Genomic DNA, 14,444 nt, shown 5'->3' on the forward strand with positions numbered 1-14,444 from the left:
GCCGAAAATCGCACTATGATGCCATTCGACCTCTGAAGTGGTTTCATTGTACACGATTTTCCCAATAAGGAAAAATGACACTTATAAACTTTAAAGAATTATAGAATAATAAGCGTCGAAGTAAGAAGCAAGGAGAGCATTTGGTCGGGACAGGCGGAGAGAAAGCATCGCTATCGAACAGATACGCCTTCTTGTATATTTGTAAATGATGTGAGACCAAAAACAGGAGAGAGAATTTCCTGTATGCTACTCTATTGATGGCGGGTTAACCCGCCATCAATAGGGCGCGTTTTTCCATGGGCGTTAACCACCCCAAGGTTTGCATAGGCAGTCGATTCGATTTATATAAATAGCGCTTCATTTGTACCAGCAAATCCTCGTAGCTGTAGAAAGACAAGCGCGAATAGAAGCGTTCGTTGTCATTACGATGACTTCGTTCTACTTTACCATTGTGTATCGGCGTCCTTGGGCGAATAAGCTGGTGCGTAATCCCTTGTTTTTGGCAAAACAGGTCAAATGGATGCGTTCGGCGTGTTTTCTGGAAGTGAGTAAATTCAAAGCCATTATCCGTCTGTATGATTTTTGGTTGATAGCCAAAATGTTTGATGACCATTTTGATAAATTCCACAGAGGACATGGTTTTGTCTCAAGGCGGCGAAGCACTTTTTTTCTTAATATATGCCGATTATCGGCCAACCGTCCGTCTTATTTTTGCATAAGGATCTGTTTATCTTCTATGCGGATGATGTGTTGATAATTCTCGTCTTTTTCCTCGGTACGATGGGAAACGACGATAACGGTCACATTCTTTAGAGAAAAGATGCATCGTTCAATCTCTTTCAGTGAGCGATTATCCAGATTAGAGGTGTACTCATCCAAGAGGATAAATGGCGTTTTTCGCAATAAGGCCCGTGCCAGAGCTAAGCGTTGCTTTTCACCGCCCGATAGGTTTCTACCGTTTTCGAAGAGAACGGTTTGCAATCCGTCTTTTAATCCGAGCACATAATCCAGCAGCCCGACTTGGGCTAAGGCCTGTTCGACTTCTTCTATACGGAACGTTTCAAACAACGTTACATTGTTAAAAATCGTATCGTTAAAGAGGAAGGGAGTCTGTTCGATGAGACATATGTTTTTCGCTATATTTTCACGGCTGATTTGTCGCTGATCTATATTGTTATACAGGATTTTTCCTGTATATTTTTCCTCTAAACCGGAGAGCAAATTTAGCAAAGTCGTTTTTCCTGCGCCGTTTTTTCCGACGATAAGGTATTTTTGATTGCGATCAAATTGGTAAGAGACCGCTTTTAGTATGCTCTTCTTCTCGTAGGCAAAGGAAACATCGACCAGTTGAATCGTGTGTAAGGCTATTAGCGGATCATGAGTAGGTTCTTTTGTTATTTCCTGGTTTAGGATTTTTTCTATGCGAAGAAGTGCAGTTTGGGCTGCCTTTATCTTTGCTAAGTCATCAACTAAATACAAAGAAGGACCACTAATATAGGAAACGACATTCGTAATCGCCACGATAATGGATAAGCGTATGCTTCCTATCATCAACAAATAGCCCCCGACGAGAAAAATGCCTAAATACGCAATTTTATTGAAAACATAAGAAAAGGAATTGACGAAAGAGTTTAAAAACTCCTTTTCCCTCCATTTTGTTTCCACCTCGCATACGGTTTTTCCATAATTTCTTGTCAACATGCTTTCAATATGAAATATTTTAGCCGTCATATGGGAAGAGAGGTAGTCCTTTAGGGTTGCAATATGCTTCTCTTGTCCCTCGGTATATTCTGCTCCGCTGCGTTCTAATTTTTTGCCAAAAGCAATAGGAATAAATGCCTGCAAAAAAGAAGTGAGCAGAACAAACAAACCTATCTGCCAACTGTAGTAAAACATGATAAGAGTCGCAAAAAACATTCGCATAAAATCTTCCATCATATCCATAATCGTATAAAGCACTTCGCGCAGAATTTCCACATCATTTTCGATAACGGAAAGATAGGTGGATGATTTATCATGAAAAACATCTTTGTCTTGCCACATCATTTTTTGAAAAAGACGCTGTTTCAAGCTGGAGATACTCTTTTGAATTAACGTAAAATGTATTTTTGCATCAAAAACATTAATGAGAAAATCGACGAGAATGTAAACGCCAAAATACATAAAATATTTTGGCAGTTGCGTTAATGATCCGCTCATCGCAAAATCAATGATACTGGCAATAATCGTCATGACCGCAACAGAGCTCAGGGCACGCAAAGGCATTAAAACCAGAAAAAGAAAAAATTCTTTTTTTTCGTTGATGATAAAGTTCAACATATTTATTTCCCTTCATACAGTGCTATGTAGAGAATCCTTTCATTGTTTGGTGGACACTTTCATTATACAGGACTTCTCTCTATGTTTTTTCTTCTTGGTCTCACATCAATTGTATCTCTACACGCTATAGAACAGATACGCCTTCTTTAGTTGTCAGTATAAAGATAATATGGTAGAATACTATCGATAGATGTGATGGGACAAGAGCGGGTTTCCGCTCTTGTTTTTTTAAGGAAGGGAGGCACCATGAACCAGGAAATGTTGCGGACTTGGAAGCCGCGTTTTGCCGAGGTGGTGGAAGAAGCCGGATTTGAATTGCTGGACGTGGAATTTGTGAGAGAGCAAGGGGATTCCATCCTGCGCTTTTACATTTACCATCCGAACGGCATTACCGTGGACGATTGCGAAATTGTGAGCAAAGCGTTGAGTCCGAAGCTGGATGAATGGGACCCGATTGATCAGCACTATTTGCTAGAGGTGAGTTCACCGGATTTATCGCGTCCTCTAACGACGGACAGACAGTTGGAATTAAATCTGGGTAAAGAAGTTGAAGTCGGATTATATCAAAAACGAGACGGCAACAAACAATGGGTTGCTACCCTGGTTTCCTTTGATGATGAGACATTCACGTTAGAAATCAACGGGCAAGAACAGAAATGGGAACGCAAAGATATTGCGAAAGTGCGGCCGCACATTACGTTTTAAGGAGGAAAAACAGGGCAAATGAATAAAGAGTTATTACAGGCATTGGATGAATTGCAGAGCACAAAGGGGATTTCCAAAGAGGTAATTCTGGATGCTGTGGCAAAAGCGTTGGAAAAGAGCTACGAAAAGAACTTCGAGGACGAGACCAATGTGGAAGTGACGGCGGATCCGGAAACCGGCGATTTCCATGTTGTGCAAATTCGCGAAGTGGTGGAAAAAGTTGAAGATCCGATTGGCCAGATCAGTTTGGAAGAAGCCCAAAAGAGCATGAAGAATGCCCAGGTCGGCGATACGGTGCGCGTAGAAGTGAAACCGAATAACTTCGGTCGCATTGCTGCACAAACGGCACGCAACATTATCATTCAAAAGCTGCGCGATGCAGAGCGAGAAGCGGTGTACGACGCCTATATCGATCGCATGAAAGAAATGATCATCGGCACGGTGCAACGGACGGATCACAATAATATTTACATCAATTTAGGGAAAACTGAAGGTGTGATCACAAAACGGGAGCAGATTCCCAATGAGCATCTGCATGTGGGCGATCGTGTGAAACTGTATGTGTGCGATGTGCGCGTTTCTTCGCGCGGCCCGCAAATTTTACTGTCCCGTGCGCATTCGAACCTGGTAGCGCGTCTGTTTGAACAAGAAGTACCAGAGATTGCGGATGGCATAGTAGAGATTTACTCCGTTTCGCGTGAGGCGGGTTCTCGAACGAAGATTGCCGTCTATTCCAAGGACCCGAATGTCGATCCCATCGGCGCTTGTGTCGGCTATAAAGGAAACCGTGTAAACCTTATCGTTGATGAGTTAAACGGTGAAAAGATGGACATCATTATATACAGTGAGAACCCCAAAGAATTCATTGCGAACGCATTGAGCCCTTCTGAGGTAACGCATGTCATTCTCCAAGAAGAAGAAAAAGCGGCCACGGTCATCGTTCCGGATGATCAACTGTCTTTGGCCATCGGAAAAGAAGGTCAAAATGTTCGCTTGGCGGCTCGCCTGACCGGTTGGAAGATTGATATCAAGGGAGAAGCACAGTATAACGAGGATCCCTCCGCTTTCGAGCCGGTGAATAAAGACGAAGCGATCGACATCTTTGCTTTGCCGCAGGATAAAGAAAAAGAGACGGAAGAAGGGGATGAGGCAGAGCATGCCTAAAAAGGAGCCGCTTCGCAAGTGTGTTGTTTGCGGGGAACGGAAACCTAAACAGGAATTACTCCGTGTGGTTCGTACCCCGGAAGGCATATTGACCATGGATGATACTGGCAAAATGAATGGCCGCGGCGCGTATCTTTGCCGGTCACTCGAATGTATAGAAATCGCACAAAAAAAGAATCGTTTGAAAGCTGCACTGAAAATGCAAATACCGGAGGCCTTTTATGAGGAGCTGAAACGATCGATGTAGGAATCGAGGTGTTTATGAGAGTTTATGAATTAGCTAAGGAACTGGGAAAACAGACGACCGCCTTCCGAGAATTGCTGGAGAAGGAATTGGATTTGACATTTCCCTCCCACATGTCTGCCTTAAAAGAAAGCGATGTTAAGTTGATTCGTGAGTATTTTGTCGAGCAAACCAATAAAAAATCCGACAAGAAGGAAACGAATAAAAAAGAGAAGCAAAAAGTAAATAAGACAGAAAAACATAACTCGCGTCATGAAGAGCAAGAAGATAATGTAGGGCATAAGCCGCACATGGACAAAAAAAGAAAGAGAAACAGCATGTGCCGCCCAATATCGTAGAAGCATCGGCAGAGGAAGAGCGGGAAACCCCGAAACGAGGCAAGAAAAAGAAGCCCCAGAAGAAGCAGGATAAACCGGTGGAAAAAGCGCCCGAGGATGACTTGGACAGCATCATTGAAATTCCTGCTGAAATCACTGTCGGTGATTTTGCCAAAGCCATCCATAAAAATTCCATGGACGTCATCACGGAATTGATCAAAATGGGCATTATGGCAGGCCTAAATGAATCGATTACGTTTGACACGGCATCCACAGTAGCGGAAAAATTCGGTGTTTTGATTACCGAACCGGAAGAATCAAACGAGGATGAAATATTTGAATCTCTGAATTTTGACGATGATCCGAAGGATCTGGCGTCACGTCCGCCGGTGGTTACGGTCATGGGACACGTCGACCACGGCAAAACTTCCTTGTTGGATGCCATTCGAGAAACGGCAGTCACCCGCGGTGAAGCCGGCGGCATTACACAGCACATCGGTGCATCAGTAGCCATCGTGGATGGACAGCCGATCACCTTCATCGATACGCCGGGACACGAGGCTTTTACGCAGATGCGGAGCCGTGGTGCGCAGACGACCGATATTGTCATCCTGGTTGTCGCAGCGGACGACGGTGTCATGCCACAAACCATTGAAGCCATCAACCACTCGAAGGCTGCCGGTGTTCCCATTGTCGTTGCCATTAATAAAATGGATCGCCCAGGTGCGGATCCGAACCGCGTGATGACGGAACTGGCCGAACAGGGCCTGGTGCCGGAAGAATGGGGCGGCGATGTGATTATGATTCCGATTTCTGCCAAGACGCATCAAGGCATCGAAGATTTGCTGCAAATGGTCATTATGGTAGCCGAAATGGAAGAACTGAAAGCCAATCCTAAGCGCCCTGCGATCGGCGTTGTACTGGAATCACAGATTGAACGCGGTCGTGGTGCCACGGCTTCGGTTCTGGTGCAAACCGGTACGCTCTATGACAAGGATTATGTTGTTTCCGGTCAGGTCAGCGGGCATATTCGTGCTATGTTCGATTCCCATGGTAAGAAAGTGCATAAAGCGGGTCCTTCTGTTCCCGTGAAAATCACTGGCCTTTCGGATTTGCCGGAAGCGGGCGATGCCATCTATGCCGTTTCGAATGAAAAGGCGGCACGCAGCTTTGCCGAAAAGGTTGCACAGCGCAATCGCGACGAACGCCTCAACAAGACCACCCATATCTCGTTGGATGATTTGCATATGCAGATTTCGGAAGACGGGCTAAAGGAATTAAATCTGATCGTTAAGACCGATGTGAAAGGGACGATTGACGCCTTGGCGGGATCTTTGGCCAAACTCAGTAACGACGAAGTGAAAGTCAATATCATCCACGGCGCTGTCGGCGGTATCAGTGAAAGCGACGTGATGCTGGCCACCGCTTCCAATGCGATTATCATCGGCTTTAACGTTCGCCCGAATCAGGGCGCCATTCGCCAGGCGGAGCGCGATGAGATTGATATCCGCACTTATCGCGTCATTTACGACGCCATTGAAGATATCGAACAAGCTATTAAAGGTATGCTTTCGCCGACCATCAAGGAAGAAGTCCTAGGACGCTGCGAAGTACGTGACACCTTTAAGGTCCCGAATGCCGGTACCGTTGCCGGTATCTATGTCACCTCCGGCAAGATTGTACGCAATGCCGGCGTGCGCCTGCTGCGCAATGATGTCGTCATTCATGAAGGCACCATTTCTTCATTGCGTCGTTTTAAGGATGACGTGAAAGAAATTGCCAGTGGATTTGAAGGCGGTCTGGGTATTGATCGTTATAACGACGTGAAGGTGGGCGATTCCATCGAATGCTTCCATGAGGTGGAAGTGCCCGTCGAATAAACGAGAAGACGTAAAAGAGAAAGTGAGGACACCATGAACGAAAAAAGATTGGGCCGTATTTCGCAGGAGGTCAAGAAAGCACTTTCCGAAGCCATCTTTTTCGAATTGAAAGATCCGAAGATTTCCACGGTTTTGACCCTCTCGGAGGTACGTGTCTCTAATGATCTTTCTTACACGGATGTCTATGTCAGCGTGATGGGTTCGGACTGGGATCAACGCCAAACGCTAGAAGGCCTTGAAAATGCGCAGGGCTTTTTAAAGAATTATCTGGCCCATCATGTGAAAATTCGTCAGATTCCGGAGTTGCGGTTTCATTTGGACGACTCCATTGAGCATGGGATGTACATGGATAAATTAATTGCCGAAACCATGCGTAAAGATGCGGAAAACCAAGCCGCTAGGGGAGAAAGTGTCCCCGGCGAGGGAGGCTGCGAATGAGCACGATTGAACAAGCCAAAGCATTGATTGATGCTGCGAAGCGTATTGCGATTGCAGGTCATGTGAATCCGGACGGAGACAGCTATGCCTCCGTCCTGGGGCTGGGGCTGGCTTTGCAGGAAGCGGGCAAGGAAGTGGATATGCTGGCAGAGGAAAATAATGCGCATTTTTCCTATCTGCCGGCCTTTTCTTTGCTTCGTGCGCCGGATCCCGACAAGTCCTACGATCTGTTCATCCGCGTAGATTTAGGCGATACGCCACGTATGGGCACTGCCAAAATAGCATTTGATCACAGCAAACACTCCCTGAATTTTGATCACCACTTGACCAATGACGGGCTGTGCGACTGTGCGATTCTAGACCCGAAGGCCTCTTCAACCTGTGAAATCATCGCTCGTTTTCTGTTGGAAACGGACATGGCATTTTCGGCGGATGCTGCGACTGCGCTTTATACCGGCCTCATTACGGATTCGAATCGCTATCTGTATGATACGTCGACGGCACGCACCCTGCGCATCGGTGCCGACCTGATGGACCGAGGTGCAGATGCACAGCGCGTCTATTTTTATGAGTATCAAAACGAAAATCCGCATATGGTGGCGTTTCGCGGCATAGTCACCGAACAAGCAAAACAGCTACATGGCGGAAAAGTCATTGTCGCGAACATTACGCAGGAGATGCTGCATCACTATGGCATTGCTATGCCGCAGGCGGAAGGCGTGGTGGACGATTTACGCAGTCTTGCCGGCGTCGAGGTGGCAGCCATACTCAAGGAGCAGGATGCCGACACGCAAAAGATCAGTTTTCGCTCCAAAGCCTATTTTGATGTAGCGGCAGTTGCACAGAAGTTGGGCGGCGGGGGGCACAAGAAAGCAGCCGGCGCCACGCTTCACGGCAGCAATGCCGACTGTTGGGCTCAATTCCTGCATCTGATGGAGGCGTTGGAAATAGAATGAACGGCATCATCAATGTTTTTAAGGAAACAGACATGACGTCCTTTGACGTCGTGGCCATTCTGCGTCGGGTATTACAAATTCGTCGCATCGGACACAGCGGAACGCTGGATCCGATGGCGACGGGCGTGTTGCCGGTACTCGTGGGCAAGGCTACGCGTCTGACCGATTATCTGACGTCGTACGACAAAGAATATATTTTCACGATGCGTTTTGGCGTGGAGACGGATACGCTTGACAGGACGGGCACGATTTTGCGTGAAGAATCCCTTGAATCCATCGATCCACATCAGCTGGAAGATACTCTGCCGCTTTTTCTTGGCAAGCTCTTGCAAAAACCGCCCATGTACAGTGCTGTAAAAATTAACGGCAAAAAACTGTACGAATACGCAAGACAGGGAAAGACCGTCGAGCGTAAGGCGCGCGCGATTGAAATCTATGCTCTGGAACTCTTAGCCATGAAAGGCACGGAAGCGACACTGCGTTGCCGCTGCTCCAAGGGCACCTATATTCGCCAGTTGATTGCGGATTTGGCCGCTGCCATGGGGACGTGTGCCATGATGACATCGCTAAGACGCACGAAGGTCGGTCCCTTTGTTGAAGCGGAAGCGATCTCGATTGCGCAATTGAAAGAGATGGATCGCTTGACGGCGGAAAGCTTATTACAGCCGGCAGACAGAGCGGTATTGCATTTTCCGTCGGTCGTATTAGAAGGAAAAGAAGGATGGCGCGCTTCGCAAGGGCAAAAGATTACTCTGGGAGCGGAGCGCATCCGGAAGGCATCGTTGTCTGCTCCGGAAGAAGCGGGGACAGAAGATCAAGCACATCTTTTGCTTTCCAAAGAACATATCGTACGTGTCTATGCCGACTCGGTGTTTTTGGGCCTCGGCGTGTGGGAAGGCACGTGTCTGAAGATGAAGAAAGTCATAGCCGAATCAATCGGCTGAGGAATGCAATGCAAATTTTGGATTACGACCGCGCCGATTGGGTGCAAGAGAAGCCGGTGGTTATCGCACTCGGAAATTTTGACGGTGTACATTTGGGGCATCAACAACTGTTGCAAAAAGCGAATGCGGTTAGCAAGGAGCATGGCTGGGAATCGGCAGTGTTACTTTTTAAGAATCATACGACGAATGTTCTAGCACCTTCGGCAAAACGGGTACTGACCAGTGTCGATGATAAAAAAGCGCGTCTCTCGCGTGCCGGCATTGATACCATATTTCTTTGCACCTTCAATGCAACATTCGCGGCACAATCCAAAGAGGTCTTTATTCAGAAAATTCTTCATCGCGATCTCCATGTTCGTCATATCGTTGTGGGATACGATTATCGCTTTGGAAAAGGCGCTGAGGGATCGGTGAAGGATCTTTTAAAAGCCGAGAAGGATGGCCTTTTCTCGCTCAGTTTAATTGAGGATGTCCGTTTTGAAGGAAAACGCATCAGTTCGACACGCATTCGTGAAGCGATCGCAAAAGGAGAAGTGGAGCGTGCCGATGCAATGCTTGGCGCGCCCTACACCATATCCGGCACCGTGATTCATGGGGCACATCGCGGTCACGATCTGGGCTACGCAACGGCCAACCTGGGCATTTCCTTTCCCTATGTGCTGCCGCATGAAGGCGTCTATCTGACCTATGCGCGGTTAAACAATTGGCAGGGCTTCGGCATGACATCGGTGGGTACGAATCCAACTTTCGATGATGGTTCAAAAATGACTATCGAAACCAATCTTTTTGATTTTCACGAAACCATATACGAGCAGCCCATGCAGCTCTCTTTCTTGCGCTTTGAACGGTTTAATGTGCGTTATCACGACAAGGAAGCCCTTATCCGACAGCTCAAGGAAGATGATCGCTTATTGCGTTCGTGGGCGGAAGAGTGGAAACAGATGCGCTCTACATTTATCAATGAAGTGAGATAAAAGCGAGAGAAAGAATCTTTCGTATGCCGTCTTCTTGGTGGCGGGTTAATCCGCCATCAAGAGGGCGTTTTTTTATGGCGTTTCTCGCTTCACTGAAATTTCAACGGAACAGACATTTTTCGATTAGAGCTTAAAAGCGTATTGGTGGGTATAGTATTAAAAGAACATGACACCACTGCTTATCGTTTAAGAAGGAAAAAACAAAAAGGAGGAGGCAATCATGAAGACGACAAAAAAACGGTTTTTCTCGATACTTTTCGTCCTGGCTCTTGTCATTGGCTTTCTGACCGCAGGGAAAGTTCTTGCGGATGGAGCCACGAAAAAAGAGACAACGTCGCGAGCCTTGACGGCGCAAAATGAGGTGTATTTTGAGATTTTGCCGGAAATTCTCTTGGAAGACTCAAATGCGCCGAATATGCCTAAGCTGTTAACGCCGAACTCAGCGATTGGCGTTTGGCGTAATACTATGGTATTTGGTGGCCCACTGAAAAACGAAGCAAAAACAGCTTGGGAAAACGTATATTTTAATGTCTATAACGAGGACCGAACCCTTAATGAGAGAACGAATGGCACGATTGGTGGGCGTTGGAGTGGAGCAAAATATCTTGGTCCCTACGAAAAAGGAAAAAAGTACACGATTGAGGTCGACGCATCTACGCTTCCTCCGTACTATTATTCTTGGTTTACACAGGAAAAAATGGGAGAAGATCCGGAGTATCTCTTGAAGGTAAAGAGCGACAGAGGTGATATAAAAGCACTATATGACGGAAAAGGGACAAAGACATATGCGGTAACGCGTTTTCACATGGAAATGGTTAGTATCGCTTTTGTCAAAAATGAGGATGTCGGTAAAAATCAATTTATATTAAATGGTGAAGGCAAGGTAACCGGTCGAAATCGTCAATATGTAGACGGGACAGATTACATCCTTAAGACGATCGGGACGGATCATAAGCTGCCTACGCTTACTGAAGCAGAAAAGGAAAAGCTTGCCGATGAAGGCAATTGGCCGGTAGGATTTTACTTTTATTATAAGTCGAAAGGTAAGCCGGATGTAAAATTACCTCAGCGTGCTATTCGTCCCCAGGAGCCTGAATATGGCTTTTTGCGATCATGGAATGATTCCAATGGAATTAATACCAATTATAAATTCAATTCCTCTAGTATCTATACGCTTATCTTGGAACAACGTATTCCGGTCGTGAGCTTCTATAAAAATGAAGGTAGTGCACAAGTAGCGGATAAAACGTTATTAGGCACGCGCAAAGTATACTATAAGCATTCTTTAGCGGATAATTGCTTGTCAAATGGTACATGTTTGCCAAAGGATCTGCCCGTTAACCCAACGCGTGCCGGAATGGTCTTCTCCGGATGGAATACGAAGCCCGATGGAACGGGCGAAGCTTTTACAGCGAATTCGATGGTGAAAGAAGATATGAAGGTCTATGCACAGTGGAAGAAGCCAACACCGCCGACGCCAAAGCCAGACCACAAGCCCACCACCCCGATCCTTCGCATTATTAAGATCGACGGCGACGGCAATCGGATTCCACTGCCTGTGACATTTAAAATTACAGACAAGATGTTTCCCGCGATCAACCGCGTCGTGACGACGGATAAATCGGGTGAAGCGAAGGTGGCATATCTCACAACAGGGGACTATTCGTTGGAGGAAATCAAGACACCGGAAGGCTATGTTCCGCTGGACAAGCCACTCTCTTTCTCCATTAAGGACGGGCTTATCCGTTACGAGAATGACATAGTCCGCACCATCTACGTCAAGAACGATAAAAAGACGGAAGAACCGGACGTCATTAAACCCATCGATGACCCGACACGGCAGGATATTGCGGCTACGATCTCCAAGACGTACTTCGGCGATGCGAAAAAAGTGATCCTTGTGCAGAACATGGCTTATGCCGATTCCATGAGTGCTATGAATGTCTCCCAAGGGAATATCCCGATTCTGTATACGCAGAAGGATGCGCTCTTTGACGTGACGAAGCAGGAAATCCTTCGTACCGGCCGCGACGAAATCATCGTCATGGGTGGCACGAACACGATCTCTGAAAAGGTAATTGCGGAGCTCAAGGCTATTACCGGTGCAAAGATTACCCGTGTGGACGGCGTTGACCGCTTCGAGGTGAACAAGAACTCGGCGGCTTACTTGCCGGAGAGCACGAATGCGGTGATTGCGAGTGGCATGATTTATACGGATGCTCTTTCGTCGGTACCGTATGCGCATCAATGGAAGGCACCGATTCTCTTGGTTCGTCAGGATCGCGTACCGAATTTCGTAGCGGATGTGCTGAAGGCCCGTATCTCGAATGCGGTCATCAGTGGTGGTAAACGAACCATTGGCCCTGAGACAAAACAGGCAATCGAGACAATGATCGGAAAAACGGTGTCCCGTGTAGACGGCGCAGATCGTTATGTTGTGTCGGCAAAGATGGCAAAGATGGTAACGAATCCGACAAGCGCCATTATTACGAGTGGCGAAAAGTGGTCGGATGCGCTCGTTGCCGGTCCGGTAGCACAGAAGCTCAATGCCCCGGTACTCCTTACGAGACAGTCGCATCTGCCGATGCCGATTGATGCCTACTTGAATACACATACCAATCTTAAGCAGATTCTCCTCATTGGCGGACCGGCCTCGGTAGGCGAGAGTGTGCGCAATACCTTGAAGGCGATTTTCACGGTGAAGTAAGGAAAATACGCTTTGAGAAAGCCTCAAAGTAACAATTGAAAGATTAGAAAAAAGAAGCAGCGACAGGCACCTGTCGCTGCTTTGTTTTTTTACTCGGGCCATTTATGCAGCTTATGCCATTTTATGCGCGATCTTTACGGTCTGGAATTTTTTTGGAAGTTCTTTAGAACCTTTATAAGGCCATGGATGCTATAAATAAAGCAGGAGAGGCACTTTGCCTCATTTCACGTTATGCCTTGGAGGTGAAATATGAAGATAAAAAGTATGGACTTTAGACAGCAACGATGGATTCTGTGGTTCATGATTTTTGTGTTGCTTTTTTCACTATCCGCCTGTGGGCCGGATCCGAAGATCGTTCAGGCGTTGAAGGAGGCCGAAAAAAACGGATCGCAAATTATTCCGGGTACGGTGCGCATTTATTCATCTACGGAGGAAATAAAACAAGCACAGACAAAGTATTATAAAGCACAGGGCAATATTGGCAAGTTAAATAGCGTGCGATCACGATATGAATGGGCCGAAAAGCCGGACAATCCGTATCGCCAATACTTAAAGGTAAGCTATGCTGTCTTGGAGCTTGAAGGCGATCCCGAAATCTTAGCCACAAATGCAGCCTCAGAGCCAAAGCCGCGCCCCGCGCATTACATTTTTTTGACCAATAGCAATAATCAGGATGCGTTTGCTTATTGGAAAGCCTATGAAAATCATAAGGTGGTTTTGATCGTTCCTTCCATCGAAGATATTTTTTGGCAGGATGAAAATGTGCATCCGCCTTTTTTTGAACCGGTTTTGTACGAAAAGAAAGAACCTCTTTATGAAATTCCGGATTTTCGCCTGTTGGTCGGAATGAAAGGAACCATAATGGCGCCTCCGCATACTTGGTCCTTTGCGGACTTTAGCGGATCGTATGCGTGTTATAGCGGGGCGGGTGCCTGGGGTCTCGAGTTTACTCTTAAGGAGGACGGTAGCTTTTTGCTTTCCTATCATGACAGCGACTCGGACCAAATCGTTCGCTCTAGGTTAACCGGAAAACTTTCTAATTTTAAGGTCACCGATAAGGGCTACGCCTTCACTATTGAATCTTTGCAATCGCCGGTTTCGCCTGGAGAAGAAAAAGTGGAGCACGATCATGGGGTTCCCGACCGTCTGGTCTATGACGATTTTGGCATGAAGAAGGGCGGTACAGGAATGATTTATCCGCCAGGAAGCTCGCTGGAGCTGTTTCCGGAAGAAATGCGCAATATGATGCATGCCGCACAGATTCAGGAAGAGCGTTTGACAGAAAATACAAAAACCAGTATCGTGCTGAGTCCCAAAATTGGCGTCTGGCAAATGTCAGAGGAATGAGAAAACAAGGACCGACAGGAGGCTGAAATGAGAAGAACGTATTCATATAATGCCATTTGGATTGGCTTATTAATCGGTTTGTTGGTGGAAAAGGCAACCGGCAACACGGCGCTGAGTGTGATTGCCATGGTTGTGTCCATTGTTGGTGTATATCTCGGCATTCGTGCCTTTGAACGCATGTTATACCAAGGCGCGATTAGCGCTTCAAACGCCCTCACGAAGGTCTTTGATCAGCGGTATCGACTAAAGCAATCCAACGAAAAAAACACTGTGTCCGTCATGGCTACTACGCCTTCCGAAAACACAAATAAGCCGGTTGCATACTGTACAAATTGTGGTGCCAAGCTACCCGCCCAAGCCAAATTTTGTACAAAATGCGGAACGCCGGTTCCAACCGCTGTTTCAGGCGGAAATGACATGTGAACTAGCCGGGATAGCGTAAGGAGAAA

General features: G+C 46.7%; 13 protein-coding genes and 1 pseudogene. 12 read left to right on the forward strand and 2 right to left on the reverse strand.

Annotated features, from left to right (window positions below; translation table 11 throughout):
* Nucleotides 1-265 precede the first annotated feature (265 nt).
* Both BN98_RS02110 and BN98_RS07810 read right to left on the reverse strand, forming a co-directional pair.
* A pseudogene (locus BN98_RS02110) lies at nt 266-634 on the reverse strand (integrase core domain-containing protein); the annotation flags it as partial.
* A 71-nt stretch (nt 635-705) separates the two neighbouring features.
* Complete coding sequence (locus BN98_RS07810; RefSeq protein ID WP_019189971.1) at nt 706-2,319, reverse strand: ATP-binding cassette domain-containing protein; 1,614 nt, start codon at nt 2,317-2,319, stop codon at nt 706-708.
* A 246-nt stretch (nt 2,320-2,565) separates the two neighbouring features.
* Between BN98_RS07810 and BN98_RS02120 the strand changes: the two genes are divergently transcribed.
* The 12 genes from BN98_RS02120 (at nt 2,566) to BN98_RS02175 (ending at nt 14,418) form a co-directional block, all read left to right on the forward strand.
* Entirely contained in the window at nt 2,566-3,024 is a 459-nt protein-coding gene (locus tag BN98_RS02120; protein ID WP_019189970.1) for a ribosome maturation factor RimP, read from the forward strand.
* Between the two features lie 18 nt (nt 3,025-3,042).
* Nucleotides 3,043-4,188, forward strand: coding sequence for a transcription termination factor NusA (gene nusA, locus BN98_RS02125; protein ID WP_019189969.1), 1,146 nt, complete (start codon nt 3,043-3,045; stop codon nt 4,186-4,188).
* The gene (gene rnpM, locus BN98_RS02130; protein ID WP_019189968.1) at nt 4,181-4,435 is read left to right on the forward strand and encodes an RNase P modulator RnpM; all 255 of its coding nucleotides are present in this window, start codon (nt 4,181-4,183) and stop codon (nt 4,433-4,435) included. The genes nusA and rnpM overlap by 8 nt, the downstream gene beginning before the upstream one ends.
* 14 nt (nt 4,436-4,449) lie before the next feature.
* Nucleotides 4,450-4,770, forward strand: a complete 321-nt coding sequence (locus tag BN98_RS08560; RefSeq protein WP_040942508.1) for a translation initiation factor IF-2 N-terminal domain-containing protein — start codon at nt 4,450-4,452, stop codon at nt 4,768-4,770.
* A complete protein-coding gene (gene infB, locus BN98_RS02140) occupies nt 4,752-6,629 on the forward strand; it encodes a translation initiation factor IF-2 (RefSeq protein WP_242826670.1) in 1,878 nt (625 codons plus the stop codon). The genes BN98_RS08560 and infB overlap by 19 nt, the downstream gene beginning before the upstream one ends.
* A gap of 33 nt (nt 6,630-6,662) precedes the next feature.
* Entirely contained in the window at nt 6,663-7,067 is a 405-nt protein-coding gene (gene rbfA, locus BN98_RS02145) for a 30S ribosome-binding factor RbfA (RefSeq protein ID WP_019189967.1), read from the forward strand.
* A complete protein-coding gene (locus BN98_RS02150; protein WP_019189966.1) occupies nt 7,064-8,023 on the forward strand; it encodes a DHH family phosphoesterase in 960 nt (319 codons plus the stop codon). The genes rbfA and BN98_RS02150 overlap by 4 nt, the downstream gene beginning before the upstream one ends.
* A 32-nt stretch (nt 8,024-8,055) precedes the next feature.
* Nucleotides 8,056-8,967, forward strand: a complete 912-nt coding sequence (truB, locus tag BN98_RS02155; RefSeq protein ID WP_195891099.1) for a tRNA pseudouridine(55) synthase TruB — start codon at nt 8,056-8,058, stop codon at nt 8,965-8,967.
* A gap of 8 nt (nt 8,968-8,975) precedes the next feature.
* The gene (locus tag BN98_RS02160; protein WP_019189964.1) at nt 8,976-9,941 is read left to right on the forward strand and encodes a bifunctional riboflavin kinase/FAD synthetase; all 966 of its coding nucleotides are present in this window, start codon (nt 8,976-8,978) and stop codon (nt 9,939-9,941) included.
* Nucleotides 9,942-10,161: 220 nt separating this feature from the next.
* Complete coding sequence (locus BN98_RS07815) at nt 10,162-12,648, forward strand: cell wall-binding repeat-containing protein (protein WP_019189963.1); 2,487 nt, start codon at nt 10,162-10,164, stop codon at nt 12,646-12,648.
* Between the two features lie 249 nt (nt 12,649-12,897).
* On the forward strand, nt 12,898-13,995 hold the full coding sequence (locus BN98_RS02170; protein ID WP_019189962.1) for a hypothetical protein: 1,098 nt from the start codon (nt 12,898-12,900) through the stop codon (nt 13,993-13,995).
* Nucleotides 13,996-14,022: 27 nt separating this feature from the next.
* A complete protein-coding gene (locus BN98_RS02175; RefSeq protein WP_019189961.1) occupies nt 14,023-14,418 on the forward strand; it encodes a zinc ribbon domain-containing protein in 396 nt (131 codons plus the stop codon).
* Nucleotides 14,419-14,444: the final 26 nt, after the last annotated feature.

The sequence above is a fragment of the Levyella massiliensis genome (assembly GCF_000308275.2).
Classification (GTDB): Bacteria; Bacillota; Clostridia; order Tissierellales; family Peptoniphilaceae; genus Murdochiella; species Murdochiella massiliensis_A.

Bases quoted from the DNA above. Each gene is read 5' to 3' on its own strand.
- BN98_RS07810 (WP_019189971.1), bottom strand. From the start codon at position 2,319: ATGTTGAACTTTATCATCAACGAAAAAAAAGAATTTTTTCTTTTTCTG.
- BN98_RS02120 (WP_019189970.1), top strand. From the start codon at position 2,566: ATGAACCAGGAAATGTTGCGGACTTGGAAGCCGCGTTTTGCCGAGGTG.
- nusA (WP_019189969.1), top strand. From the start codon at position 3,043: ATGAATAAAGAGTTATTACAGGCATTGGATGAATTGCAGAGCACAAAG.
- rnpM (WP_019189968.1), top strand. From the start codon at position 4,181: ATGCCTAAAAAGGAGCCGCTTCGCAAGTGTGTTGTTTGCGGGGAACGG.
- BN98_RS08560 (WP_040942508.1), top strand. From the start codon at position 4,450: ATGAGAGTTTATGAATTAGCTAAGGAACTGGGAAAACAGACGACCGCC.
- rbfA (WP_019189967.1), top strand. From the start codon at position 6,663: ATGAACGAAAAAAGATTGGGCCGTATTTCGCAGGAGGTCAAGAAAGCA.
- BN98_RS02150 (WP_019189966.1), top strand. From the start codon at position 7,064: ATGAGCACGATTGAACAAGCCAAAGCATTGATTGATGCTGCGAAGCGT.
- truB (WP_195891099.1), top strand. From the start codon at position 8,056: ATGACGTCCTTTGACGTCGTGGCCATTCTGCGTCGGGTATTACAAATT.
- BN98_RS02160 (WP_019189964.1), top strand. From the start codon at position 8,976: ATGCAAATTTTGGATTACGACCGCGCCGATTGGGTGCAAGAGAAGCCG.
- BN98_RS07815 (WP_019189963.1), top strand. From the start codon at position 10,162: ATGAAGACGACAAAAAAACGGTTTTTCTCGATACTTTTCGTCCTGGCT.
- BN98_RS02170 (WP_019189962.1), top strand. From the start codon at position 12,898: ATGAAGATAAAAAGTATGGACTTTAGACAGCAACGATGGATTCTGTGG.
- BN98_RS02175 (WP_019189961.1), top strand. From the start codon at position 14,023: ATGAGAAGAACGTATTCATATAATGCCATTTGGATTGGCTTATTAATC.